At 65.8% G+C, this 26,808-nt stretch carries 21 protein-coding genes and 1 tRNA gene; 18 read left to right on the plus strand and 4 right to left on the minus strand.

The genetic code is table 11. The features are described from left to right. The 7 genes from ahbA to HF854_RS01350 all read left to right on the plus strand — a co-directional run bounded on the left by ahbA (nt 1) and on the right by HF854_RS01350 (nt 8,510). A complete protein-coding gene (gene ahbA / locus HF854_RS01320) occupies nt 1-498 on the plus strand; it encodes a siroheme decarboxylase subunit alpha (protein ID WP_168934665.1) in 498 nt (165 codons plus the stop codon). A 335-nt stretch (nt 499-833) separates the two neighbouring features. Then, on the plus strand, nt 834-2,987 hold the full coding sequence (ppk1, locus tag HF854_RS01325) for a polyphosphate kinase 1 (protein ID WP_168934666.1): 2,154 nt from the start codon (nt 834-836) through the stop codon (nt 2,985-2,987). Between the two features lie 18 nt (nt 2,988-3,005). Next, nucleotides 3,006-4,109: an HD domain-containing protein gene (locus HF854_RS01330; RefSeq protein WP_168934667.1), complete on the plus strand. Its 1,104-nt coding sequence runs from the start codon at nt 3,006-3,008 to the stop codon at nt 4,107-4,109. Further along, nucleotides 4,094-5,707, plus strand: coding sequence for a Ppx/GppA phosphatase family protein (locus HF854_RS01335; RefSeq protein WP_168934668.1), 1,614 nt, complete (start codon nt 4,094-4,096; stop codon nt 5,705-5,707). Before HF854_RS01330 ends, HF854_RS01335 begins: the two co-directional genes overlap by 16 nt. Nucleotides 5,708-5,859: 152 nt before the next feature. Next, entirely contained in the window at nt 5,860-6,255 is a 396-nt protein-coding gene (locus HF854_RS01340) for a TraR/DksA C4-type zinc finger protein (protein WP_240937626.1), read from the plus strand. Nucleotides 6,256-6,818: 563 nt separating this feature from the next. Continuing rightward, nucleotides 6,819-7,883, plus strand: a complete 1,065-nt coding sequence (locus HF854_RS01345) for a YeiH family protein (RefSeq protein WP_168934669.1) — start codon at nt 6,819-6,821, stop codon at nt 7,881-7,883. A 261-nt stretch (nt 7,884-8,144) separates the two neighbouring features. Continuing rightward, a complete protein-coding gene (locus HF854_RS01350) occupies nt 8,145-8,510 on the plus strand; it encodes a hypothetical protein (protein WP_168934670.1) in 366 nt (121 codons plus the stop codon). A 415-nt stretch (nt 8,511-8,925) separates the two neighbouring features. Here the strand turns inward: HF854_RS01350 and HF854_RS01355 are convergent. Beyond that, nucleotides 8,926-9,001, minus strand: a tRNA-Phe gene (locus HF854_RS01355). Nucleotides 9,002-9,219: 218 nt separating this feature from the next. Between HF854_RS01355 and HF854_RS01360 the strand changes: the two genes are divergently transcribed. The 7 genes from HF854_RS01360 to HF854_RS01390 all read left to right on the plus strand — a co-directional run bounded on the left by HF854_RS01360 (nt 9,220) and on the right by HF854_RS01390 (nt 17,772). Then, complete coding sequence (locus HF854_RS01360; protein ID WP_168934671.1) at nt 9,220-10,587, plus strand: chloride channel protein; 1,368 nt, start codon at nt 9,220-9,222, stop codon at nt 10,585-10,587. Next, the gene (locus tag HF854_RS01365; RefSeq protein WP_168934672.1) at nt 10,584-11,225 is read left to right on the plus strand and encodes a hypothetical protein; all 642 of its coding nucleotides are present in this window, start codon (nt 10,584-10,586) and stop codon (nt 11,223-11,225) included. Before HF854_RS01360 ends, HF854_RS01365 begins: the two co-directional genes overlap by 4 nt. Before the next feature lie 97 nt (nt 11,226-11,322). After that, nucleotides 11,323-12,588 carry a phenylacetate--CoA ligase family protein gene (locus tag HF854_RS01370; RefSeq protein ID WP_072335280.1) on the plus strand — a complete coding sequence of 422 codons (1,266 nt, stop codon included), beginning with the start codon at nt 11,323-11,325 and terminating at the stop codon, nt 12,586-12,588. Nucleotides 12,589-12,672: 84 nt separating this feature from the next. After that, nucleotides 12,673-13,068: a hypothetical protein gene (locus HF854_RS01375; protein WP_168934673.1), complete on the plus strand. Its 396-nt coding sequence runs from the start codon at nt 12,673-12,675 to the stop codon at nt 13,066-13,068. 274 nt (nt 13,069-13,342) lie between these two features. Further along, entirely contained in the window at nt 13,343-13,699 is a 357-nt protein-coding gene (locus HF854_RS01380) for an EF-hand domain-containing protein (protein WP_168934674.1), read from the plus strand. 452 nt (nt 13,700-14,151) lie between these two features. Further along, complete coding sequence (locus HF854_RS12865; RefSeq protein WP_168934726.1) at nt 14,152-17,394, plus strand: YgiQ family radical SAM protein; 3,243 nt, start codon at nt 14,152-14,154, stop codon at nt 17,392-17,394. Nucleotides 17,395-17,538: 144 nt separating this feature from the next. Continuing rightward, complete coding sequence (locus HF854_RS01390; protein WP_006008730.1) at nt 17,539-17,772, plus strand: SlyX family protein; 234 nt, start codon at nt 17,539-17,541, stop codon at nt 17,770-17,772. A 446-nt stretch (nt 17,773-18,218) separates the two neighbouring features. Here HF854_RS01390 and HF854_RS01395 read toward each other — a convergent pair whose 3' ends face one another. The 3 genes from HF854_RS01395 to HF854_RS01405 all read right to left on the minus strand — a co-directional run bounded on the left by HF854_RS01395 (nt 18,219) and on the right by HF854_RS01405 (nt 21,321). After that, complete coding sequence (locus tag HF854_RS01395; RefSeq protein ID WP_168934675.1) at nt 18,219-19,436, minus strand: hypothetical protein; 1,218 nt, start codon at nt 19,434-19,436, stop codon at nt 18,219-18,221. Nucleotides 19,437-19,447: 11 nt separating this feature from the next. Beyond that, nucleotides 19,448-20,938: an MBOAT family O-acyltransferase gene (locus HF854_RS01400; RefSeq protein WP_168934676.1), complete on the minus strand. Its 1,491-nt coding sequence runs from the start codon at nt 20,936-20,938 to the stop codon at nt 19,448-19,450. A gap of 95 nt (nt 20,939-21,033) precedes the next feature. Further along, entirely contained in the window at nt 21,034-21,321 is a 288-nt protein-coding gene (locus tag HF854_RS01405) for an integration host factor subunit alpha (protein ID WP_072335293.1), read from the minus strand. A 133-nt stretch (nt 21,322-21,454) separates the two neighbouring features. Between HF854_RS01405 and HF854_RS01410 the strand changes: the two genes are divergently transcribed. The 4 genes from HF854_RS01410 (at nt 21,455) to HF854_RS01425 (ending at nt 26,344) form a co-directional block, all read left to right on the plus strand. Next, nucleotides 21,455-22,576: a radical SAM protein gene (locus HF854_RS01410; RefSeq protein ID WP_205905994.1), complete on the plus strand. Its 1,122-nt coding sequence runs from the start codon at nt 21,455-21,457 to the stop codon at nt 22,574-22,576. 53 nt (nt 22,577-22,629) lie between these two features. Next, nucleotides 22,630-23,310: a helix-turn-helix transcriptional regulator gene (locus tag HF854_RS01415; RefSeq protein ID WP_168934677.1), complete on the plus strand. Its 681-nt coding sequence runs from the start codon at nt 22,630-22,632 to the stop codon at nt 23,308-23,310. 188 nt (nt 23,311-23,498) lie between these two features. Then, complete coding sequence (locus tag HF854_RS01420; RefSeq protein WP_168934678.1) at nt 23,499-24,905, plus strand: L-serine ammonia-lyase; 1,407 nt, start codon at nt 23,499-23,501, stop codon at nt 24,903-24,905. 179 nt (nt 24,906-25,084) lie between these two features. Then, entirely contained in the window at nt 25,085-26,344 is a 1,260-nt protein-coding gene (locus HF854_RS01425; protein WP_168934679.1) for an HAAAP family serine/threonine permease, read from the plus strand. The last annotated feature ends 464 nt before the right edge of the window (nt 26,345-26,808 follow it).

A 26,808-nucleotide genomic window follows, 5' to 3' on the forward strand; every position in this document is an offset into this window, starting at 1 on the left:
ATGACGGACGCCCCTGAATACTGCGGTCCCCACACCACGCAGGAAGCCCTGGACGAGACCGACCGCCGCCTGCTGGACATCATCCAGACGGCCTTTCCCCTGACGCCCCGCCCCTATGCCGACCTGGGCACGCTGCTGGGCATCCCGGAGGAGGAGGCCCTGGAGCGCGTGCGCAGCCTGCGCGAGCGGCGCGTCATCCGCCGCCTGGGTGCCAACTTCCAGTCCAACAAGCTGGGATTCGTCTCCACCCTCTGCGCGGCCAAGGTGCCCGATGACAAGATGGACGACTTCGTACACGAAGTGAACGCCCGTCCCGGCATCACGCACAACTACCTGCGCGAGCACAACTACAACATCTGGTTCACGCTCATCAGTCCCTCGCGGGAAGACGAGCGCGCCACGCTGGATGACATCACGGCCCGTACGGGCATCCCCATCCTCAACCTGCCCGCCACGCGTTTGTTCAAGATCCGCGTGGACTTCCGCATGCAGGACTGAGACCCGTTCCCGATACTGAGGGGAGGCCGCAAGGCCTCCCCTTTTTTGTCTGATCCTGCCGCCGCTGCCTGCGGCCCTCCGCCGCCCCTCCCCAGGGGCCCCTTGCCCCCTCTTGAGCTCCGCCAAGGCCTGTGCTAACACCTCAGACAAGTTGTTGAAAATTCGTTTCACCTTACGGGCATGCGGATTTCCTGCCGTGCACCTCCCCGGCGCTACCTGAAGGTCCGCCTGCTTTTCTTCTCTTTTTCTTTCGCGATCCTGTCCTAAAATGTCACAGGATCATCACAACCATGCGGCAGTATCCCGGGAACAGCCACGCGCACAAGGAGAGCGGCATGACCTCCCAGATAGTCCTCAAGTATCCTGAGCAACCCTGCTCGCCCGAAGACATGCAGGATCTTTCCTGCCCCAACCTTTTCCTCAACCGGGAAATCAACTGGCTGGACTTCAACGCCAAGGTTCTGGACGAGGCCCTCTCGCCCCGGCAGCCCCTGCTGGAACAGCTCAAATTCCTTGCCATCTTCTATAACAACCTCGACGAATTTTTCATGGTCCGCGTGGCCAACATCCTGCGCCAGTACCGCAACGGCGCCCCCAACGGCTCGGCCGACCGCATCACGCCGGCCAAGCAGCTGGCCGAGATACGCCGCCGCACCCTGCTGCTGACCTCACGCGCACAGAGCCACTGGCTCAAGAACCTGGCTCCGCAATTGCTGGAAAGGGGCGTGCGCATCGTGCGCTACACCGATCTTTCGGAAAAGCAGCGCCGCTTCCTGGACGGCTATTTCCGCAACGAGATCTATCCCGTGCTCACGCCCCAGGCCATCGACCCGGGGCACCCCTTCCCCACCATCTCCACCACCTGCCTCAATTTCATCATCCAGCTGCGCAACCGCGACAACGAATCGCGCTTCGTGCGCCTGAAGTGCCCCAACAACCTCTCGCGCTTCATCTTCATCCCGCGCAACAAGGAGGCCAAGACCTACGCCTCCCTGGGCTTCGACCCCAACGTGCGCGGTGACGACATTGTGCTGCTGGAAGACCTCATGGCCCAGTATCTGGGCCTGCTCTTCCCCGGCCATACGGTGGTCAGCTCCGCCCTGTTCCGCATCACCCGCAACACCGACCTGGAGATCGAAGAGGACGAGGCCGACGACCTGCTGGAAGCCGTGCGCGACCTGGTGGAACAGCGCCGCTTCGGCGACGTGGTGCGGCTGGAGATCGCCCACAAGGCCTCGCGCGAGCTGGTGGACTTTCTGGCCCGGCGCCTGCGCCTGCAGCCCTTCCAGATCTACCGCATCAAGGGGCCCATGGGCTTTTCCGAATTCATGACCCTCTATAATGTGGACCGGCCCCAGCTCAAGACGCCCGGCATCCAGGGGCACATCTCGCGCCTGTTCCAGGAAGGCGACATGTTCGGCCACCTGCGCAAGCGGGACGTGGTGCTCTTCCATCCCTACGACAGCTTCAAGGCCGTGCTGGACTTCATCCGCCGCGCCTGCGAGGACCCCAACGTCCTGGCCATCAAGCAGACCCTGTACCGTGCGGGCAACGATTCGCCCATCGTGCGCGCCCTCATCGAGGCCCGGCGCCGCGGCAAACAGGTAGTAGCTGTGGTGGAGCTCAAGGCCCGTTTCGACGAGGAGCGCAACATCACCTGGGCCGAAGAGCTGGAGAAGGAAGGCGTCAACGTGGTCTACGGCTTCATCGGCCTGAAGGTTCACGCCAAGCTCTGCCTGGTGGTGCGCCGCGAAGCCGGGCACATCACGCGCTATGTCCACATCGGCACGGGCAACTACAATGCCTCCACGGCCAAGATCTACACGGACGTGGGCCTCATCACCTCCAATGAGGACATCTGCGCCGACGTCACCGACCTGTTCAACGTCATGACCGGCTATGCGGACCGCGACCTGTACCGCAAGCTGCTGGTCTCGCCCCAGGCCATGCGCGGCCCGCTCATGGAGATGATCCGCCGCGAGATCGAGCTGCACAAGCGCTACGGCAACGGCGAGATCATCTTCAAGTGCAACCAGCTGGTGGATGCGGGCATCATCCGCGCCCTGTACCGGGCCTCCATGGCCGGTGTGCGCGTGCGTTTGCAGGTGCGCGGCATCTGCTGCCTGCGCCCCGGCCTGCCGGGCATCAGCGAGAACATCACGGTCACCAGCATCGTGGGCCGCTTCCTGGAGCACTCGCGCATCTACTGGTTCCATGCCAACGGCGAAGACATCATGTACATCGGCAGCGCGGACCTCATGCCGCGCAACCTCGACCACCGCATCGAGGTCCTGACCCCCATCCTCGATCCCGAACTGCGCCGCAAGATCCGCGAGGACATCCTCGAAGTCCACCTGGCGGACAACGTCCAGACCTGGCAGCTGCAGGCCGATGCCACCTATACGCGGCTCAAGCCCTCCAGCAAGGAGGCTGCCGTCAACGCGCAGGAACGCATGATCGCCCAACATATCAGCAGGGACGATATCTGATCCCAAGGAGCTTTCATCATGGCTACCAAAAAACGCCCCGCCGGCAAGACCGGCAGCAGCACCAGCCGCAGCCGGCAGCAACGCCAGGGACAGAGCTCTACCACCACCGCCGCCGCTCCCCGCAACGACAGCGCCGAACTTCTCCAGGCTTCCCTGCCCGGCACGGACACGCCGCAGCCCGCTCCCGAAGCCGCCGAAGCGCCTGCCGTGACGCCGGTCGTCGCGGAAGAGGCTGCCCCGGAGCAGCCGAAGGAGTGCGCGGCCGCTGCCCCCGAAGTGCAGGCAGGCTGCCCTGAAGAAACGATGAAGGAGGAAGCGGTCCCCGCCGAAGAGCCCGAACAGGCTCCGGCCGAAGCGCCCGTGACGGCGCAGGAAGCTCCGGCGCCGGACGCCGGAGCGGAGCAGGAAGCCGCAACTCCCCAAAAGAAAGCCAGGAAAAAGGACAAGGAAGAAAAGAAGGCCAAGGCGGGCAAGAAGCGCGTCAAGGTCGCCGGTCCCGAAACGGCCGATGCCGCCCACGACTGGACGCCCCTGCCCTGCGAGGCCCTGCTGGAGCACCTGCTGCCGGGCAGCCCCGAGCTGGAGGCCACCCGCCGTCACGGCCAGCATGTGGCCCATCTGGCGGAACAGCTCTTCGACCAGCTCCAGCCCCTGCACGGTCTGGACGGCCGCTGGCTCTACCGCCTGCGCATCGCCTGCTGCCTGCATGACATCGGCTTCGCTTCCGGGCGCAAGGGCCACCACAAAAAGGGCATGCGCATCGTGGAGCAGGACACCAGCCTGGCCCTGCTGCCCGAAGACCGCTCCCTGGTGGCCCAGCTGGTCCGTTATCACCGCAAGGCCTGGCCCGCCATGCGCCACCGCCGTTTCGCCGCCCTGGGCAAGAAGGACCGTGAGGCCCTGAACAAGGCCGCGGCCCTCATCCGCATGGCCGATGCCCTGGATTACCGCCACATGGAAGCCGTGCGCGACGTGGCCATCGACCTGCAGCCCGGCAAGGTGGTGCTGACCCTGAGCGGCGCCCAAGACTGCGCCCCCGAGCAGGACCGCCTGCTGGTCAAGGGCGATCTGTTCATGCACATCTTTGGCGTGGAGCTGGAGTGCGTATGTCCCATCCTGTAGTCCCGGATCAGGCGGGGCCTGACGGGGAACGCGTCATCGGCATCATCGACCTGGGCAGCAACTCGCTGCGCCTGATGCTGGTGCGCATCCTGCCCGACGGCTCGCACACGGTCCTCAACCAGGTCAAGAACATGGTGCGCCTGGGCGAAGGCGCCTTCGAGACGGGCCACCTGCGTGAAGAGAGCATGGCCCGGACCATCAACGTCCTGCGCGGCATGGCCGAGATGTGCGGCGTCTACGGCGCTTCGGAGGTCATCGCCATCGCCACGGCCGCCGTGCGCGACGCGGCCAACGGCCCGGACTTCATGCGCCGGGTCAAGGAAAAGACCGGCATCGACTTCCGCGTGGTCTCCGGCCGCGAAGAGGCCCGCCTCATCTATCTGGGCGTCTCCAGCGGTCTGGCCCATACCGAGAGCCTGCGCCTGTTCATCGACATCGGCGGCGGCAGTACCGAGCTGGTGGTGGGCAATTCCGAGGAATACCGCAACCTCGATTCCCTCAAGATGGGCTGCGTGCGCCTGTCCAACCTCTTCTTCGACAAGGACTCCGGCACCATCTCCGCCAAGCGCTACGCCGCGCTGCAGAACTACATCCGCAACAATGCCCTGCGCTCGTTCCAGCGCATCGCGGACTTCGTCATCGAAGAGGCCGTGGCCAGCTCCGGTACGGCCCAGAACCTGGCCGAGATCGCCGCCGCCCTGGATGCCGAGGATGCCGCGCGCACGGGCCGGGCCCCGCAGGAGTCCCGCGACGTGCTCAGCTACGGCGGCCTGCGCCGGGCCGTCAAGGAGCTCTGCGGCCGCACCCTCAAGGAACGCCGCAGCGTGCCCGGCATCAATCCCAACCGTGCCGACGTCATCGTGGCCGGTGCGGCCATCCTCCAGACCATCATGGAGGACCAGGGCTTCGACAGCGTGCGCATCAGCAACCGCAACCTGCAGAACGGCATCCTGGTGGATTACCTGTCCACCCGCATGCCCCATGCCGACGGCAGCTTCCATCCCGTACGCAAGGAGAGCGTGCTGCATCTGGCGCGGCGCTGCCGCTTCGAGGAACGCCACTCCCGCCATGTGTCGCGCCTGGCCCTGGACCTGTTCGACAGCGCCAAGGCCATGGGCCTGCACGACTCCGGCGACCTGGCCCGCGAGCTGCTGCACTATGCGGCCCTGCTGCACGACATCGGCATCTTCATCTCCTTCTCGCGCCACAACGCCCACAGCCACTACCTGATCCGCAACACCGAGCTGCTGGGCTTCACCCGCCGTGAAGTGGACATCATGGCCGCCCTGACCTACTTCCACCGCAAGCGTCCCTCCAAGAAAGTGCCGCTGTTCATGGAATTCGACCAGGAGACCCGCGAGGAGATCCGCCTGCTCTCCCTCTTCCTGCTGCTGGCCGAGCGCATGGACAAGAGCCATCGCCAGATCGTGCGCACCGTCCGCTTCGAGGCCCGCAAGGAAGGCGGCCTGCAGCTCTCGCTGCGCGCCCCCGAGGAATGCCCCATCGAGCTGGATCTGGTGCGCGGCAGCGCCAAGCTGGTGCGCAAGGTCTTCCGGCAGGAGATCCCCGTGGAGGTGGTCAGCAGCTTCCGCCGCTGATCCCGCGCATCCCGTCACACGCTATGCCAGGGGCCCCGCACGACGCGGGGCCTTTTTTCACAGGAGCGAACGCCAACCGTCATGGCTTTGCCATGCCCCGGGGCGCGGGCCGGTGTATCCTGCCGGGAAATCATCCCCCGGAGGTCTTGCCCATGGACGACGCCCAGCATTCCCTGCAACGCAAACTGGAACAGGAACGGCGGCACCTGGCCTGCCTGTGCGCCGGATTCGCCCTGCCCCACGGCTACGGTGACGAGGCGGACAATGCCCGCGACGAGATGGCGGAGCTGCTGGCCTGGAGCCATGCCAACCTGTGCGCGGCGCGCATCCGCGCCCTGGAGGGCCTGCTGGGCGACCTGCGGTGCAGCGGCCGCCGCCTGTGCATGGACTGCGGCGAAGAGATCCCTCTGTCCCGGCTGCTGGCCGTGCCCGGGGCCTGCCGCTGCCGCGACTGCCAGCAGCTGGCGGAAGAGGAAGGCCCGGTTTGCGACCAGCGCCCGCCCTTGCTGCCGGAAGGACTGTTGCCGCTGGCCGCTCCGCTGCGCTGAGGATTGTGCCTCACGGGACAGCACCCATCCCGCCCACGGCAGGCCCCTGGGCCTGCCGCTCCTGCAACAGAACACCAACCACCGTGAATAACTCGATTTATTGTTTGCATTTTCGTTGACGCCCCGCCAGACATTTGGGCGCGGGCGTATCGTCGCCCGAAAAATCTCAAAAAATATTTTTTACCATATCGACAGGCTCTGCCATTGTGGCGAGCCCCCCCGCCCCATTGCAGCAACGGCCTGCCATGTCGTTCCTGCGACCCTTTTCTTCGTGTTCCCCCGATCGCTCACCTTTCATGACTGCCATGGATACCGCATATGCGTCCATTCTTATTTTATTATGAAAAAAAGAGTTCTCATAATACGTTACTTATGAAAAAATGCACATACTTTTGAATATATTCCTTCAAAATAAGACGTGAATAAAATCATATCATATTATGTTGTGAATTATAGTTTTTTATTTTTTCTGCATACAAAACACAAATACCATGGTATCTTGAGAAGAACAGGAGTGTATTACGTTTTGTAAAAGTATGTAACGACACAATGAGGGGAGAACGATGGCCAGCTGTGAACGACACGAACCGTCCTTTGTCCGGAAAAGCCTTTCCGCCCTGCCCGGTATCCTTCTGCTGACAGGCGTCGCCGTTTTTTCGTGGTTCATAACGCCGCGCCTCATCGCCCTGCATCCCTTCATGAAGTCCCTCAACCTGAGCGATTTCATCGTGGCCATCATCCTGGGCATGGTCATCTGCAATACCGTCGGTGTGCACGCCGTCTTCCGGGACGGCCTGCGCTTCTCCACTACCCTGACCAAGACCGGCATCGTGGTCATGGGCTGCAAATATTCTTTCGCCGGGCTCATCAAGACCGGATCGGAAGCCATCATCATTTCCGTCTTTCTGTTCACCTCCGCCATCATCCTGATGTGGCTCTCCCGCCGCCTCAGCATGTCGCCTTCCCTGGGGGCCTGTCTGGCCGCCGGCCTGTCCATCTGCGGGGTCTCGGCCTGTGTGGCCATCGCCCCGGCCGTCAGGGCCAAGAATGAAGACATCGCCTACACCATCGCCGTGGTGCTCATGTTCGGCCTGCTGGCGCTCTTCATCTTCCCCTTCATCGGCCACTGGCTCGACCTCAGCCCCAACCAGTTCGGGGCCTTCGCCGGTGTGGGCATCGTCAATTCGGCCCAGGTGCTGGCCGCGGGCTTCGCCTTCAGCAATGACGCGGGCATCGTAGCCGGTGTGTACAACATCGGCCGCGTCATCTGTCTGCCCCTGGTGGTGCTGATGCTGGCCATCATGGTGGCCGCCGAGGACGCCAAGGTGCATTCCCAGCTGGCCAATACCAGCAAGATGCGCATCATCCTCGACAAGTTCCCGGTCTTCGTGCTGGGCTTCCTGGCCGTGGTCCTGCTGAACACCTTCGGCTTCATGAGCAAGGAAGAAGCCAAAATGGCCGGCAACTTCATGAACTGGTGCTTCCTGCTGGGCTTCTCCAGCATCGGCCTCACCACCCACCTCAGCGACATCAAGGCCGCGGGCCTTTCCGGTGCGCTCATCGGCTTCTGCGTGGCCTCGGTCAAGGCAGGCCTGGCCCTGCTGGTGGTCCTTTGCTTCCTGCAATGACGGACAGGCGTTGCAAGGGCCTGACGGGATGCACGCAAGGCCCCTGCGGCCCTTCCCGGCGCGTTCGATGACCGGACGGCATCATCCCCGGACGGAAGGCAACTTCCGATGCCGCCTGACGGAAAACCACAAAAACAGAAGGGACGGCTACGACATGCCCCCGGAGGACATCATGTGGAACAAGATCTCCAAAAGCAGACAACAGGACATCATCGTCATCACCTGCGGCCTCCTGCTGATCCTGCTGGCCAAGGTGCTGGCATGATCTGCTGTCTGGCTTCCGCCGCCTGCCCCCTGCGCGACACGGCCGCCCCGCTGGCCGCCTGTGGCGGACGGGAAGGCATCCGTGCCGTCTATGATGCCGGTATCGACCTCGGCCATTACGGCGAGGTGGATCAGCTGGCGCCCGCCGGAGCCATGGCGGAGTTCACGGCCTATGTGCGCCGCCAGAGCGAGGAGGAAGCGGAAGCGGCCTTCGCGCCGCTGCGGCAGGCCGCCCGCAGCCGGGGCGTAGAAATGCGCCTGCATGTGGTCTACGGCCCCAGTGCCGTACGCGATCTGCTGCGCCGCTGGGGGGAAGAAGAGACCGTGCGGGTCTTTGGCGGGGAAGGCATGTCCCTTGCCTGACTCCCGGCTGCGAGCCGGGCCATGCCCCAAAGACCTGCCACAGGGAGCGGGAAGGAGCGGAGGTTTCCTTCCCGCTTTTTCCCTTGCGAGAAGGCCGTGACAGAGGACACGCGGCAACGGTGCAAGGGAGCGGGGCATGATTATCCGTATATGCGGCACGCGGCGTGCTGCTCCGGGGCGCAGCCCGTACGGATGAAGGCCCGTATGGGTATCAGGAAGCCACCGGTAACGCCGGGGACAATCCCGCGAACCGGGACAAAGACAGGACGAAGGAAAAAGCGGGGAAAGAAGGAGGAAGAGCGGGAAGGCCCGCCCGATGGAAGCGCCCCCGGGCGGCTGCCCGCAAACGCGCGTCCGGCAAAAGCCCATAACGAAAAAAAGGCTTGCAACTTTCGCTGCAAGCCTTTGTATTCCCTGGTGCCGAGGGACAGAATTGAACTGCCGACACGGGGATTTTCAGTCCCCTGCTCTACCAACTGAGCTACCTCGGCGTGAGGTGGTGTTGTTCGTCACAACAAAAATGCTTGTACAGATTTCCCTCCGACTTGGCAAGCATTTTTTTTCGTTTTTTGCCAAAAACTTGAATTTTTTTTGTCCAGCCCCCATACTGTTCCTGTCAGGACAGGCATTCTCCCTATATTTTCAGGCTGTTGCAGGCACATCTTTTTTTGTGCGCCCTGTCCGCGCCCCTCATCCCCACAGGATCCCCATGGCCTTCCGCCCTTCTCTGCCTCCCTTCATCCTGGAATCCGCGGCCCTGCGCAGTCAGAGCGCCTGGACGCTCATGGCCCAGGCCCTGCTCACGGGCCTTGTCTCCGGCGGGGTCATCGGCCTGTTCCGCTGGCTCTATACCATCATCAATGGCGCCGTCCGCGCCCATATGGCCGGGCAGGATCCCTTCGCACCGGCCACGCTGGCCCTGATGGCCGCCGGGCTGCTGCTCATGGCCCTGACGGCCGGGCTGCTCCTGCGCTACGAGCCCCTCATCGGCGGCAGCGGCATCCCGCAGGTGGAACTCATCGCGGCCGGAAAGCTGCCGCCCATGCGCTGGGCGCGGGTGCTCTGGTGCAAGTTCGTGGCCACCCTGGCCGCGCTCAGCGCCGGTCTTTCCGTGGGGCGCGAGGGCCCCTGCATCATGATGGGCGCCACCGTGGGCGCGGGCGTGGGCTATATGTGGCACGACCGCTGCCGCGCCAACCGGCCCCGCTATCTGGTGGGCGGCGGCGTTGCGGGCATGACCGCCGCCTTCGGCGCGCCTGTGGCCGGCATGTTCTTCGCCTTCGAAGAGATGAAGACCCCGCTCACCCTGCCCATGCTGCTCTTCACCAGCCTTTCGGCCCTGTCGGCCTGGTTCATGGTGGACGTGGTGCTGGACTTCGGCCTGGTCTTCCCCTTCGCCCGGCTGCCCGGCCTGCACTGGAGCCAGTACTGGCTGCCCCTGCTGGCCGGTATGTCCTGCGGCCTGCTGGGGGCCGTGTACAATGCGGGCATGATCCGCCTGTTGCTCTGGCAGGACAGGGCCCGCTGGCTGCCCGGGCCCGTGCGCATCGTCTTCCCCTTTGCCTGCTGCGGCGTGCTGCTGCTCGTCTGGCCGGAGATCACGGGCAACATGGGCCTGACCACCCTGCAGCTGGAGCACCTGCGCCTGCCCGCCCTCGCCCTGGCACTGCTGCTGGCGGGCAAGATCGCCTTTTCCTGCGTGAGCTTCGCCTCGGGGGTTTCCGGTGGCATCCTCATGCCCATCCTGCTGGCGGGCAGCATGGCCGGCGCCCTGCTGGCCGCGCCCCTGCGCGACGCCGGGCTGGTGGCCCCGGAACAGACGGCCACCCTGCTGGTGCTGGGCATGGCGGGCCTATTCTCCGCCTCGGTACGCACCCCCCTCACCGGGGCCGCCCTGGTCATGGAGATGTGCGGCGGGTTCCATCTGGCCCCGGCCGTGCTGCTGGCCGCCTTCGCCGCGGCCTTCACGGCCAACGCCTTGCATTCGACGCCTGTTTACGACAGTCTCAAGGAACGTATCCTGGACCAGCGTCGCCGGCGCCGGGCCGCCGCTTCCCCCACCGAGGAGAGATCATGACCCGCCTGTTCCCCTGCCTCGTCCTGCTGCTGTGCTGCCTTGCGGCCTGCACGTCCCGCAACGTCCCCGACAAAGCCGGATATACGCCCGTGGCCGCGCCCTGGACATGCGCCACCTATCTGGACAGCGGCGAGAACGCCCTCACGCCCGTGCTGATACTGGACGGCTGGGCCGCCGCCCGCACACAGCAGGTGCGCCTCGGCACGGCGGGGACCGACGCCCTGCTGGATCACCTGGAAGCCTGGTGCCCCACCCATCGCGAGGAGAAGCTGGCCGACGTCATCCTGGCCTGGCGCCGCCGGCACACCGACAGGGGCAGGATGCTGCCCGCCGTGAGCTGTGCGGGCTGGTACGCCCCGGCCACGCGGCCCATCACGGGCAACGAGCAGCAGCTGGCCCTTTCCCTCTGGCTGGCGGGCCATGCCCTGGGGCGGGCCGGTCTGAAGGTCCCTTTGCAGGACCAGCAGCGCCTCGACCGCATCTTCGCCCTGTTCGACAGCGGCGAGAGCCCCCTGCACCAGTACTGCCGCCGCGATCCCGATGCCCTCGTGCTCCACGGGCTCACGGCCGTGGGCCTGGAAGAGGCGGCGCGCCCCGCTGGTGCGGCAAAGGCGGACGCGCCTAAAAACTATAAGTAACATTTTGATATAATTGCAAAAATAAAATAGTACTTGCAAATATGGTTCAGGTTGCGTAAACAACTGTCCCAAATAAAATTCTACAAGGCGAGGCCGTATGACTCGTAAAGACCGTACCGAAGGCATCTACAGCCGCCGTGAAGTGCTCGACGAAAGCGAACGCCGTCAATATTGCCTGATCCAGCTCAAGGACCTGCTCTCCTACGCCTACCGCTACTCCGAAGACGTCAAAAAACGCTTCGACCGCGCGCAGTTCAACGTGGAGAAGTTCAAGACCCTGTCCGATATCAAGCACATCCCCATCCTCAAGAAAAAGGAACTCATCTTCCTGCAGTCCATGGGCCCGCGTCTGGGCGGTCTGCTGACCAAGGACATCGGGGATCTGAAGCGCATCTTCCTCTCCCCCGGACCCATCTTCGACCCCGAAGACCGTGGCGAAGACTACTGGGGCTACACCGAAGCCTTCTATTCCGTGGGCTTCCGTCCCGGTGATGCCGTGCAGAACACCTTCAACTATCAGCTGACCCCGGCCGGCCTGATGTTCGAAGAGCCCCTGCGCAACCTGGGCTGTGCGGTCATCCCCGCCGGTCCCACCGATGCCTCCACCCAGCTGGACATCATGCAGAAGCTGCGCGTCTCCGGCTATGTGGGCACGCCCAGCTTCCTCATGCACCTGGCCCAGAAGGCCGAGGAAAAGGGCCTGAACCTGCGCAAGGACCTCTTCCTCGAAGTGGCCTTCGTCACCGGTGAGCGCCTGTCCGAAAAGATGCGCTCCCAGATGGAAAAGAAGTACGACCTCATCATGCGCCAGGGCTACGGCACCGCCGACGTGGGCTGCATCGGCTACGAATGCTTCCACAAGACCGGCCTGCACATCGCCAACCGCTGCTATGTGGAGATCTGCCATCCCGACACCGGCATCCCGCTGAAGGACGGCGAAGTGGGCGAGATCGTGGTCACGGCCTTCAACAAGACCTATCCGCTCATCCGTCTGGCCACGGGCGACCTGTCGTACATCGACCGCAGCCCCTGCGCCTGCGGCCGTACCAGCCCGCGCCTGGGCAACATCGTGGGCCGCGTGGACACCACCGCCCGCATCATGGGCATGTTCGTCTACCCGCATCAGGTGGAACAGGTCATGAGCCGCTTCGAAGAAGTGAAGCGTTGGCAGATCGAAGTCACCAACCCCGGCGGCATCGACGAGATGACCCTGTTCATCGAGACCAGCGGCTTCAAGCGCGAGGAAGAACTGCTCCACCAGTTCCGCGAAAAGATCAAGCTGCGTCCCGAACTCAAGATCCTGGCGCCGGGCAGCCTGCCCCCGCAGATCCGTCCCATCGAGGACAAGCGTCACTGGGATTAACCCCGTCATGGAGGCCCGGCCCCTGCGCCGGGCCTTTTTGCCCTGTGCCGGTCGCTGCCCGGCTGTCCCGCAAGGAGGCTCGTCATGGAAATGTCGCCGCAACTGGCCCGTCTTGTGGCCTGGCTGGAAGATATGCACGCCCGCGTCATGCAGGCCGAACAGGCGGCCCTGGCCGTCATGGGCGATATGCCCGCCTATACGGCCCGCATGCAGGAAAAAGCCCGCCTGCTGGCCTCGCTGGAAGAAGAAGGCGAGGCCTATCTCGAAGAGCTGCCCGAGCAGCTCCAGGACCAGGCCGGGCACCGTCTGCACCGTTTTTCGGCCAGCGCCCGCAACGCGCTGCGCATCGGCTCCATCTTCTATATGTCCGCCCTGCTCTATCCCGAAGACCACAAGCCCGGCCAGCCCGACGACCTGCAGGTCTTCATCCGGCGCCTGCGCGACGAGGGCGAGCACTACACCCTGCACCCGCAGGACTAGCGGACGATTTTTTTCCGGGGGCAGGAGGGCTTTGGGGCTCGCGCACAAGGCCCTTTCCCCGTCCCATCCTTCCCCCACGCGTTTGGCCCGGAAGGACATGACCCCGGCGGCGCTCCGGCCTTTCCCTGATGCCGGTCTCCCGGTGCTGCCCCGGAGGTCTCCCCACGGAAGATTTCGGGAGGGGCGCGGCAAGGCCGCCTCCTTCCCTCTGGTGAAGGCCTCCCGGCCCAGACGGCCGGAATAGCCACACCCTGAACCGACGTAAGGAGTTACCATGAACAAACGTATCCTGGGCGGCCTGCTCTGCGCCGCCATGCTCTGCGCCGCTCCCGCCCTGGCCATGCCCGGCATGGGCGAAGGCAAGGCCCCTGTGGACAAGTTCCCCATGATGGACGCCAACAAGGACGGCAGCGTCAGCAAGGAAGAATTCAAGAAGTTCTTCCCCCAGATGCAGGACGGCGCCTTTGCCGCCATCGACAAGAACAAGGACGGCGCCATCAGCCATGAGGAATGGCAGGGCTTCAGCAAGAGCCACGCCATGGGCCGCGCCGGTCATCCCGACACCCAGATGCCTCCCGCCGGCGAGGCCGCGCCCAAGACCATGCCGCTGGTCACGCCGCCTTCCAAGTAACCGTCGGGGGAGCGTCCCCGCGTCCCTGCCGGGCGCTCCCCCTTCCACGGCACTGCGGTGCCGCCCTTTCGACCTTTCACCCCATCCGTGTGGCGCCCCAAGGCCGCCAAAGGAAAACCATGCCCTTCTTCCCCAAGCCCCGGCGCCGACCCGCGCCCGCCGATACCGACATCAGCACCACCGACGCCGCGCCCCGTCCTTTCCGCCCGCGTCCGGCCACCGGCACGCAGCCTGCCGACCGTCCCCGCTTCCAGCGCGAGGAACGTAACGAATTTTCTTCCCGGGACGACCGTCCCCGCCGTGAAGACCGTCCCCGTGACGGGCGCCGCCCTGCCGGGGCCTTCCCGCGCGCCGGACGCCCCGCAGACCGCCGCGATGCCCGCCCCGGCTCCCGGTCCCGCAACGAGGCGTTCCAGGACCCGTGGGTGGACGGACAGCCCCGCTTCCTGCCCATGAGCCGCGCCGAGATGCAGGCCCTGGGCTGGAAGGAACTGGACGTGCTGCTGGTCAACGGCGACGCCTATGTGGACCACCCGGCCTTCGGGCCCGTGCTGCTGGGCCGCTGGCTGGTGGCCCACGGCTTCCGCGTGGGCATCGTGGCCCAGCCCCGCTGGCAGTCGCCCGACGACCTGCTGGTCATGGGCCGTCCCCGGCTTTTCGTGGGCGTCAGCGCGGGCGCGCTGGACTCCATGCTGGCCCACTACACGGCCTTCCGCAAAAAGCGCCACGATGATGCCTACACCCCCGGCGGCAAGGCCGGTGCGCGTCCCAACCGCGCCTGTCTGGTCTATGCCAACCTGGCCCGTCAGGCCTTCCCCGGCCTGCCGGTGATCCTGGGCGGCATCGAGGCCTCGCTGCGCCGTACCACACATTACGATTTCTGGACAGACAGCCTGCGCCGCTCCATCCTGCTGGATGCCAAGGCCGACCTGCTCATCTACGGCATGGGCGAACTGGCCATGCTGGAATGCGCCCGCCGTCTGGCCGAAGGCAAGAGCCTGCACGGTATCGACGGCACGGCCTGGCTGGCCAAGGTGGACGAGAACAACGTCCCCGTGGATCTGCCCGAAGAATGGCTCGATTTGCCGCGCATGCAGCTGCCCTCCCACGAGGCCGTGCAGGCCGAGGCCACGGAACTGCTGCGCCTGACCCAGATGCTGGAACAGCAGGTGCACCGCCAGAACGCCTGGGCCCAGCAGATGGTGGGCGACCGCGCCCTGGTGCTGGCGCCCCCGGCCCGCCCCCTGACCACGGAAGAGATGGACAAAATCTACGCCCTGCCCTACGCCCGCGCGGCCCATCCCCGCTACCGCGAGCCCATCCCGGCCGACGGGATGCTGCGCACCAGCATCACCAGCCATCGCGGCTGTGGCGGCGGCTGTTCCTTCTGCTCGCTGGCCCTGCATCAGGGACGCCGCATCAGCTCCCGCAGCCAGGAATCCATCCTGGCCGAGGCCCGCAAGCTGGTGGCCCAGTCCCGCCGCGGTCAGGTGGCCATCTCCGACGTGGGCGGCCCCACGGCCAACATGTGGCAGGCCCATTGCGCCCTGGATGACGCCACGTCCGCCAAGGCGGAGCCCGGTGCGCGGCCTTCGTCCCGCTGCCGCCGCAGCAGCTGCTGTTACCCCATGGTCTGCAAGTCCTTCATCACCCCGCAGATGCAGCATGTGGGCCTGCTGCGCGAGGTGGCGGCCCTGCCCGGCGTGCGGCAGGTGCGCGTGGCCAGCGGCGTGCGTGCCGACCTGGCCCTCAACGATCCCGAGGCCCTGGCGGCCTATACCGGCGAATTCACCGGCGGCCAGCTCAAGGTGGCCCCGGAACACTGTGCCGCCCGCGTGCTGGACCTGATGCGCAAGCCGGGCATGGAAGTCTTCGAGGCCTTCCTCCAGAGCTTCGTGGAGCAGAGCCGTCTGGCCGGGCGCGAGCAGTATGTGGTGCCCTACATGATGAGCGCCTTCCCCGGCTGTACGGACGAGGACATGCACGAGCTGGCCCGCTGGCTGCAGGAGCGTCACTGGAGCCCGCAGCAGACCCAGTGCTTCATCCCCACGCCGGGCAGCATCGCCACGGCCATGTATTACTGCGGCCGCAACGAGGACGGGGAAGAGATCTATGTGGCCCGCAGCGATGCCGACCGCCTGCGCCAGCACCGCATCCTGATGCCCGATTTCGGCCGCATGCCCGAACGCGGCGGCCATGCCGATGCCGAGGATGCGGGCGAAGGCCACCACCGCGAGCCCCGCCGGGAAAACACCACCGAGCGCTGGCGCGACGAACGCCGCAGCGCTGACGGCCTGGCCCCCCGGCACGAGGGCCGCCGCGACTTCCGGGAAGACCGCAAGCCGCCCTTCCCCCGCTTCGATGACGAGCGGGAGGGTGCGCCCCGCCGTGATTTCCGCCATCCCGACCGCGACGGTTTCCGCAAGCCCGGCTTCCGGCAGGATGTGGACAAGCCCTTCCGCCCGCGCCCCTTCCCCGATGCCGCCCGTGACGGCGACGAGGCCCCGCAGGCCCGCCCGTCCTTCCGCAGGGATGGGCAGGACGAACGTCCCTTCCGTCCCCGTGGCGACCGTTTCGTGGATCGCGAGGGAGAAGAAGCCCGGCGTCCCTTCCGGCCGCGTCGTGACGATGACGACGGCCGGCCTTTCCGCAAGGACGGCTTCCGGCCCCGGCGCTTCAACGACCGTGACGGCAACGAAGGGCAGGACGCCTGGAAGCGTCCCCGTCCCTTTGCCCGCTTCGATGACGAGCAGGACGAGGCGCCCCGCCGCGATTTCCGCCATCCCGACCGCGACGGTTTCCGCAAGCCCGGCTTCCGGCAGGACGCGGACAAGCCCTTCCGGCCGCGTCCCTTCCCCGATGCCGCCCGTGACGGGGACGAGGCCCCGCAGGCCCGCCCGTCCTTCCGCAGGGATGGTCAGGACGAACGTCCCTTCCGTCCCCGTGGCGACCGTTTCGTGGATCGCGATGGCGAAGAAGCCCGGCGTCCCTTCCGGCCGCGCCGTGACGATGACGGCCAGCCTTTCCGCAAGGACGGCTTCCGTCCCCGGCGCTTCAACGACCGCGACGGCAACGAAGGGCAGGACGGCCAAAAACGCCGTGCGCCCTTCCCCCGCTTCGATGACGAGCGGGAGGGTGCGCCCCGCCGTGATTTCCGCCGTCCCGACCGCGACGGTTTCCGCAAGCCCGGCTTCCGGCAGGACGCGGACAAGCCCTTCCGTCCGCGGCCCTTCCCCGATGCCGCCCGTGACGGGGACGAGGCCCCGCAGGCCCGCCCGTCCTTCCGCAGGGATGGTCAGGACGAACGTCCCTTCCGTCCCCGTGGCGACCGTTTCGTGAACCGCGATGGCGAAGAAGCCCGGCGTCCCTTCCGGCCGCGTCGTGACGACGAGGGCCGGCCTTTCCGCAAGGACGGCTTCCGTCCCCGGCGCTTCAACGACAGCGACGGCGACGAAGGGCAGGACGGCCAAAAACGCCGTGCGCCCTTCCCCCGCTTCGATGACGAGCGAGAGGGTGCGCCCCGCCGCGACTTCCGCCGTCCCGACCGCGACGGTTTCCGCAAGCCCGGCTTCCGGCAGGACGCGGACAAGCCCTTCCGCAAGAACTCGTTCCGCAGGGACGGCAAGCCCGCCTTCGGCTCCCGCCGCCGGGACAGGAACTTTGACGGCCCGGCGCTGAACGACGACGAAGAATAAAAAAAACGGGCGGTACCCGCGAGGGTATCGCCCGAAAACGTAAGGATGGACGCACGCCGCGCCCACGGCCCCTGCCGCTGCAGGCACATATGCCGCAGGCAGGGGATTCGGCCCGGCGCAGGCGCAGGACGCCGAGGAGAGCTCATGGATCAGGAAGAACGCATCATCCGGCTGGAAGAGCTGGCCTATTTTCAGGAAGAACGTCTGCGCGAACTCAACGAGGCCCTGACGGCCCAGCAACAGCAGATCGACACGCTGGAGCACCGTCTGGCCGAGACCATGGAGCTGGCCCGCAACCTGCGCGATCAGCTGGGACAGACCGGTAACGGGGCCCCGGTCAACGATCTGCCGCCCCACTACATGCCCGAGCGTTACTGATCGGGCCGGGAGACAGGCAGGTAAGCAGATATATGCGAGGGGGAGAGGGAAAACCGTTTTGTAAAACGGTTTTCCCTCTCCCCCTCGCGCTCCCCCGCTCCCTTCCCAAAACCTTTATAAGGGTCCATGGCGGGGATAGTATCCCCCCGGCCTGCCCCCGGCTCCCCGTCCCCCGGCGGCATGGAAAAAGGCCGGCACACGGGTGTGCGACATGACAATGCAGGAACGGATGAAGTTCCCGGCAGTATCCGGCTACGACCCAACAAAAAGCCGCGCCATGACAGCGCGGCTTTTTCTGTTGCAAGAAAACTTCGGAAAAGAACAGCCAGACTACGCCAAACGGCTACTGCCAGCCTCTCTCAGGATCTGCGTCCAGTAACGGGGCGGCAGTACGGCGCGGCCCTTGGTCCCTTCCCTATCGCTCTCCAGTCTGTGCGCCTTCGCGCCTAAAACCGGGGCGTGGCCTCGCCGCGACGCTTCTTGGCGCAATGCAGGCCCAGAAAATCCGCTTCGGGCAGGGCGGTCAGGCGCTCGTCAGGCACGGCCGCCAGACCGCGCCGCTCGCGCAGCACATGGCTCAGGTATTCCCGATGCAGCATGTCCCGCAGCCAGGGCTGCCGGTCACCCATGTCGCGCACCAGGCTGGCCCCGATGACGTCCCCGCCGTGCAGGCCGTCCATCATCTCGCAATCGCCGGAGCCGTAGACGCGGGGATCCGAAAAATCCATGCTCTCCACGCCGCAGTCCAGCAGGCCCTGCCGCAGGGCCGACAGCCAGCCGGCATCACCGCCGTTCCTGTCGGCAAGGGCGCCCAGTACGGGCGTGGCCAGGGGCGGCAGGAAGACGATGGTGCGGATGCCGCGCGAACGCAGGCGGCAGCAGATCTCGGCAAAGGCTTCCAGACGTTCCCTGTCCGGCGCAAGGCTCCCGGCCCAGACGCCGCTGCCGCTTTCCAGCTCGCGCAGCGTGCGGGCAAAGGCATGGTCCGGCGCAGGCCGGCGGCCATCCAGCACCGCGCCTTCATAGAGCGAGCCGTCCGGTCCGTAGCCCGTATCGCGGAGCTGGGCCTCCAGCCCGTAGCGGTCGGCACGCAGACGATGCTGCAGGGGAGCCAACATGTCCGCCGGGGCGATGCGTCCCTGTACCAGCCAGCGCCAGGGGGCCCGCAGGGTGGACGCATCCAGCAAAGAAGGCTGCACGATCCGCTCAGGGCGCCCGGCCGGAGCGCCTGCCGTCAGCCACCAGAAGTCCAGGCCCAGCAGTACGACCTTGGGCCTGTGGACGGCCAGCATCCTGTCCACCAGAAGGCGCAGGCTCTCCAGATCCGCAGCGGCCCCGGCCATGTTCACGAAGGGGCGCTCGAAAAAGGCCGCACGCACGTTCCCCGCCCGCGACGAGCCCAGCACCACCACTTCCGGCTTCACGGCCGCATACAGGGCCAGCTTGTAGGCCATGATGTCCTGCGCCAGCCCCGGTCCGAACAGGACGAATTCCCCCTGTGCCTGCCGTGCCACGACTTCTTCCTGATCCAGTTCGCCGCTGGCCGTCAGCCAGCAGACGGCCCAGGGGACCAGCAGCAGCCCCGCCAGCAGGGCCAGGATCACCAGAGAAAGGAAAAAACGTTTCAGCCAGCCGTCAGGGGCCGGATGCGCTATCTCGGACATGAGGGCCTCCGTCAAAAGCGGAAAGAAAGGAAGGCATGGCCCTGCATCAGCAGCAGGGAGGCCAGCGCAGGCAGGGCCAGAGCCACGGCCCAGAGCAGGTTCGGCTGCCAGTGCAGCCAGGGACGGCTGCCGTCGGCGCGGCCCAGCATCACATGCTGGCTGCAGGGCAGGGCCCAGACGATGACGGCGCAGACGGCCAGCAGCGGCAGCAACAGCCGGGGCTCCAAGAGGCCGCCGGGCAGCAGGGCCTCCAGCCCCTGTTGCAGGGGCAGGGGATGGCCGTCGCTCCAGAGGAACATGCTCTGCCAGACATGCAGGGCCGTGCCCGTATCCCCGGCGCGGAACAGCACCCAGGCCACGGTCAGGCACAAAAAGGTCACCAGCACGCACAGGGCCCGCAGGGGCGGCAGGGCCAGCACGCGCTCGGCCAGGCTGCCGCGCAGCAGATGCCGGAAGGCGTGGTTGACCAGCAGGAGCAGGCCGTGCAGGGCCCCCCAGAGGAGGAAGGTCAGCCCGGCCCCGTGCCAGACACCGCAGACCAGCATGGTCAGCAGCAAATTGGCGTACTGCCGCGCCCGGCCGTGACGGCTGCCGCCCAGGGGCTGGTACAGGCAGTCATGCAGCCAGCGGCCCAGGGTCATGTGCCAGCGGCGCCAGAAGTCCACGATACCCGTGGCCTTGTAGGGCGCGGCAAAATTCTCCGGCAGGCGCAGGCCCAGCATGAGGGCGGCCCCCACGGCCATGTCCGTATAGCCGGAAAAATCGAAATAGATCTGGAAGGTGTAGCTCAGGGCCCCCAGCCAGGCCTCGGCCGTACTCAGGGGCAGGCCCTGGGCGGCGGCGTGGAACACGGCATCCGCCGCCGGAGCCAGACTGTCGGCCAGCAGCATCTTCTTGGCCAGGCCCAGCACCATCAGCCCCAGGCCCCGCGCCAGATCTTCGGCCTGCGGCACCTCCAGGGCGTCCAGCTGCGGGCCCATCTCCTCATAACGGACCAGCGGGCCGGACAGGGCATAGGGGAAGCAGGTGGTGAACAGGGCCTGCCGCACGATACCTTCGGGCCGGATGCGGCGCTGGTAGACGCCCAGCAGCCAGGCCAGCTGGATGAGCACGGCAAAGGAGAAGCCCGCGGGCATGGCCGCGGGCGCCAAAACGGGCAGGATGTCCTGCCATTGCGCCAGCCAGGCCGACAGGGCCGGCAGATGGCGGAAACGGCACCAGACCAGCACGTTGAGCAGCACGGCCAGAAGCAGCAGGCCCCGACGGCCCAGCCGACGGCGGCGGTGCCCCTCATCGGCCAGCAGCAGGCCGAACAGATAGTTGACCACGGTCAGGCCCAGCAGGAGCAGCAGGGCCTCCAGCCCCTGGCAGGCCCCAAAGAGCAGCGAGGCCCCCAGCAGGAGCACGGACAGTCGGGCCTTGTCTTCTCCGGCAGTCAGTTTCCAGAGCCAGACGAGGATGGGAAGAAAAAGGAACAGGAAGGGGAAGGAAGCGAAAAGCATAAAAAGAATCTCCCGGCGCGGCACATCTCAAGACGGCCACCCCGGGAGAAAACGAGGAGACTGATACGTGGGATCGTCCCGAATGCCGCGCGATCTCAGGAATTGAGCTCGGCTCTGAACTTGCGGGACAGGCGGAAGACGACGACCTTGCGCGGAGGCAGCGTGATGGCCTCATCCGTTTGCGGATTGCGGCCTTTGCGCGACGCTTTGTCGTAAGCCTCAAACTTGCCGAACCCACTGATCAGAAGAGCATTGTCCTTTTTGATGGCATTCTTCATGATCTCCAGCAGTTTTTCGACCACATTCTTCACGTCAACCCGATTTTTGTCTGTACTCTCGTAGATCCGCTCGACGATGTCAGCTTTGGTCAATGTTTTCTTCATGTCCAATCCTTATGCCACAGGCACGCTTCACATATGCACAACTTTTTTGTAGGATATACTCAACTTGCATTTCCGGCAAGATTTTTGTCTCCGCGCGAAGCCTGCCAAGCCTTGCTACTCCTCGCTTTCTGCCATGTCTCGTGTTTCGCTTACTTTTTTATGGGAGACTCCTGCAAGGGCAATCCCGGTCTTCAGCGTTTTCATCCCGTTTTTCGGCTGTCCCCGCCGCTGTGTTTTTTGTTCCCAGCATGACCAGACAGGCCAGCAGGCCAGTCCTCTGGACGAGATACTGGCCCGTGCGGCCGCCGATCTGCACGCCCGGCGGGCACAGGGCAGGCCGCCGGTAGAGCTGGCCTTTTACGGCGGCACCTTCACGGCCCTGGCGCCCCGCGACCTGGACGCCTGTCTGGACATGGCCGACAGCCTCCGGCGTGACGGCTGCATCACCCGCTTCCGCTGCTCCACCCGCCCCGACCGTCTGGATGCGGCCCTGCTGGCGCGCCTGCGCCGCCACGGCTGCCGCACGGTGGAGCTGGGCATCCAGAGCTTTTCCGATACGGCCCTGCAGGCCAGTGAACGCCATTACAGCGGCCGGCAGGCCACCGAAGCCTGCCGTCTGGTGCGGGACGCGGGCCTTGCCCTGGGCGTGCAGCTGCTGCCCGGCATGCCGGGCCACCAGCCGGAAGACTTTTTGGCCGATGTGCGCCGGGCCCTGGATCTGGGGGCCGACATGCTGCGCTTTTATCCCTGCCTGGTGCTGGCGGGCACGGAACTGGCCCGCCGCTGGCAGCAGGGCCTCTACGCGCCCTGGCCCCTGCCGCGGACCCTGTCCCTGCTGGCGCGCGGCTGGCTGTACGCCCGTCGCGCCGGGGTGCCCGTCATCCGTATGGGCCTTGCCCCCGAACCCGGCATGGAAGCGGCCCTGCTGGCCGGTCCCGCCGACAGGAACCTGGGCGGGCGCGTGCTGGGACGGGCCCTGTGGCTGCATGTCTGCGCCTGCCTGCTGCGGGCGCGGGGGGATGATGCCGCCCGCAGCGAGGTACGGGCCGCGGCCCTGCTGGACGCCCTGCTGGCGGGCGGGAAAGCCCCCGCCGGACTGCCCCGGGCACAGGCGCTGTACCTGCCGCGCTCCTGCCAGGGCTTCTTCCGCGGGCCGGGCGACGAGCTGGGCACGGCCTGGGCGGCCCTGGGCATCACGCGCCGCAACCTTGTCTGGACAGCGGGACAGGCCGCCAGCCTGCATCTTGATGCCTGATCCGATCTTTCCTCCAACCTGCGGCACAGCCCGCATCCGACCATGAGGTGACCATGTCCGCCGCCCCTTCCGGGTCCCTGCCGCCGCTCAATGAAGAAGAACGCGCCATCTTTGCCAATGCCATCCGGCAGGCCCGCATGCTGCAGCGGACCCTGGGGCCGCTGTGCGAGGTCGCCATCCATGATTTCCGCGATCTCGAGCACTCCCTCATCCATCTGGAAGGCAGCCTTACCGGCCGCAAGCTGGGCGCGCCCATCACCAACATCGTGGTCAAGGCCTGGCGCCAGCAGGGCGACGATGTGGCGGACATCGTGGGCTATCCCTCGTCCACGCCGGGCGGCAAATCCCTCAAGTCCTCCACCTCGTTCCTGCGCAGGGCCGACGGCCGGGTCATCGGCGCCTTCTGCATGAACATCGACCTTTCCGACCTGCTGCACTTCCAGGCCGTGCTGCACCCCCTACTGCACGTGGATCCGCTGGAACGCGACGTGAGCGAGACCTTTGCCGCCTGCACCGGCGATACCAGCCTTGCCATCCTCGAGGCGGCCATCCGGCGCGCAGGCAAACACCCCTCCCTCATGAACCGCGAGGAAAAAAAAGACTTCATCCGCATCCTCGACGAGGAAGGCGCCTTCCTCATCAAGGGCGTGGTCCAGCATGTGGCCAAGGAGATGCAGGTCTCCATCTACACGGTGTACAATTATATGCGACAAATCAAGAAAAATAATGACTAGTCTTACTATTTAAAATATTTTTTAAATTAAAAAATATTGACACATCCCCGTACTCAAGGCAAAAGGGGATGTGCTGCAATGGGGCGCAGCTCCTGTTTCCTTCCTCTCCCTCCCCGGCGCGCTCCGCGCCCGCCCCGCGTCAGGCCTGCGCCTGCGGCCAGCACAGTCATCCCACACAAGGAGACACCATGACTCCCACGCACAAGCCCCTGACGGCCCTGCATGTCCGTCCGGCCATCGAGACCTCGCTCTTCGACTTTTTCAAGATCGGCCCCGGCCCTTCCAGCTCCCATACCATCGGCCCCATGCGCGCCGGGCATGACTTCGTCCAGCGCTGCGATGCCCTCGACCCCGATCTGGTACGCCGCGCCGCCCGCATCCATGTGGTGCTGCTGGGCTCGCTGAGCGCCACGGGCATGGGCCACGGCACCAATACCGCCGTGCTGGCCGGTCTGCTGCGCACCAGCCCCGAGACCTGTCCCGCGGGCCTGCTGGACAGGCTGGGCCGCGAAGCCGACGCCCGGCACGAGCTGCGCATCCACGACGTCCTTTTGCAGGTGGGCCTTGCCGACATCGAACACGGCCCCATCATCCACGACGCCCCCTACAGCAACACCCTGCTCGTCAGCCTTGAGGATGCCGACGGCCAGGCCCTGTTCAGCATGGAATACTATTCCGTGGGCGGCGGATTCATCCAGTGGAAGGGCTGGACCCCGCCCGAACGCGGCAAGCCCGTGCACCCCTACGGCACCATGCGCCAGCTGCGCGAACAGCTGGCCAAGACCGGCCTGACCCTGCACGAGCTGATCCTGGACAACGAAAGCGCCATCACCGGCATGTCCCGCCCGGACATCTTCCAGAACCTGGAACAGATCATGGAATCCATGTACGCCAGCGTGCGCCGCGGCCTTGAGGCCGAAGGGCAGCTGCCCGGCACCCTGGGCGTGTGGCGCAAGGGCCATACCCTGCTGGAACGCGCCCGCGAGATGCCCCTGGCCGTGGACCGCTTCCTGGGCCATGTCAACGCCTATGCCTTTGCCGTGGCCGAAGAGAACGCCTCGGGCGGCGTCATCGTCACCGCGCCCACCTGCGGGGCCGCGGGCGTCATGCCCGCCCTGCTCTACGCCATGCGCTACAACATGAACATCGGTGACCGGGCCCTGCGCGAAGGCGTGCTGGCCTCGGCGGCCGTGGGCTTCCTGGCCAAGCACAACGCCGGTATCGCCGGTGCCGAAGTGGGCTGTCAGGGCGAAGTGGGCGTGGCCTCCAGCATGGCCGCCGCCATGCTGGCCCATGCGCGCGGCTATGCCGTGGATGTGGTGGAGAACGCCGCCGAAGTGGCCCTGGAACACCATCTGGGCCTGACCTGCGACCCCGTGGGCGGCTATGTGCAGATCCCCTGCATCGAGCGCAACGCCGTGGGTGCCATCAAGGCCTACAATGCCTGCCTGCTGGCCACCTGCGAGAAGTCCTCGCAGCATATGGTCAGCCTGGACGCCGTCATCATGGCCATGAACGAGACCGGCCGCGAGATGAACGCCAAATTCAAGGAAACCAGCGAAGGCGGCCTGGCCGTCAGCCTGGTGGAATGCTGATCGGGAGCCGTGCGCTCCCGCGGGGCCGTCTTCGTCCATCCGGCGAAGGCGGCCCCTTCCGTCCCCGGACAGGAACAGGAACGGCATCCGCCGCTGCCGGACGCCCCGCACAGGGCCCTGCCACGGGCCCGGGACCTGTTCCCCTGCCTTTCCAACCCTTTCACCTTCAAGGAACCTTCATGGCACAGACCCCTGAAACCGGCCATGCCGCCTCCGGCCGCTGGACGAAATTCGACGTCGTCTGGATGCTCAACCTCTTCGGCACCGCGGTGGGCGCGGGCATCCTCTTCCTGCCCATCAATGCGGGCATGTCCGGCATCTGGCCCCTGGTCGTCATCACCCTGCTGGTGGGCCCCATGACCTATTTCGCCCACCGGGGCCTGGCCCGCTTCGTGCTGTCCTCCTCCCGCGCCGACAGCGACATCACCGCCGTGGTGGAGGAACACTTCGGCCTTTCCGCAGGCAAGCTCATCACCCTGCTCTATTTCTTCGCCATCTATCCCATCCTGCTCATCTATGCCGTGGGCATCACCAACACGGTGGAATCCTTCATCGTCAACCAGCTGCAGATGGCCGCGCCGCCGCGCCTGCTGCTTTCCGGCGTGCTGGTGGCGGCCCTGATGGCCGTCATCCTGGTGGGCGAGAACTTCATGCTCAAATTCAATGAGTGGCTGGTCTACCCCCTGTGCGGCATCCTCTTCTGCCTGTCGCTCTACCTCATCCCGCACTGGAACACCTCCTCGCTGGGCCAGATGCCTGATGCCGGCAGCTTCCTGGGCACCCTCTGGCTCACCCTGCCGGTGCTGGTCTTCGCCTTCAACCATTCGCCCGCCATCTCGTCCTTTGCCCTGGCCCAGCGCCGCCATTACGGCGATATGGCCGAACAGAAGGCCTCCCAGACCCTGCGCGGCACGGCCTGTATCCTGGTGCTCTTCGTCATGGCCTTCGTCTTCAGCTGCGTGCTCAGCCTCAGCCCCGCCCAGCTGGTGGAGGCCAAGGCCCAGAACATCCCCGTGCTCTCCTATCTGGCCAACCAGTTCGACAATCCCTTCATCTCCTGGTTCGGCCCGCTCATCGCCTTCCTGGCCATCGGCAGCTCCTTCTTCGGCCACTATCTGGGCGCCCGCGAAGGCCTGCACGGCATCCTGATCCAGATGTCCTCCAACCCCGAAGCCACGGCCACCTCGCGCAGCGTACGCACCGGCATCGCCCTGTTCTTCTTCGTGACCCTCTGGCTGGCCGGCTGGCTCAATCCCGGCATCCTGGACATCATCGAATCCCTCAGCGGCCCGGTCATCGCCATGATCCTGTTCATCATGCCCATGTACGCCGTGCACAAGATCCCGGCCATGAGCCGCTACCGTGGCCAGTGGAGCAATGCCTTCGTGCTGGCCGCCGGTTGCGTGGCCATCTCTTCCCTGCTCTACAAGCTGTTCTGATCCCGCGCGCCGCATCCGTAAAACGACTCCAGACGTCCGCCGGTCTCCATGCCGGTGGGCGTCTTTTTTTGTGCCGCCGGATTGCCGCGGGCGATGCGGCCCGTGTGAGCCTTGCCGCTCCCCTGCCGCACAGCAGGCGGACAGCGCACGGCGTCTCCATGATAAGAAAGGAGGATGAAGAAGAGAGGAACGGCGAATTTCCGCGAGCAGACGTGCGCCGTGCCATCTGTGATGGCCGGGCTGCACGAGCATCCTGGCCAAGAGCGGGGAGCGTACGGAGGAGCAAGGCGGCGACACCGGGCCTGCCAAAGCCTGCCGGACAGCGGGCGCATCGCAGAGCGCCGCACACGAAGGCCGTTCTTCCCTGATGGCCGGGGCTCCGTGACCGGACAGGCCGGAGAGCTGCCGCGCCCTCGAAGACCGGGACTCGGAAGGGGAAAAAACTCTCCCCTGTCTCGTGCCCG

The organism is Desulfovibrio piger (assembly GCF_012843875.1).
In the GTDB taxonomy this organism is placed as follows: Bacteria; Desulfobacterota; Desulfovibrionia; order Desulfovibrionales; family Desulfovibrionaceae; genus Desulfovibrio.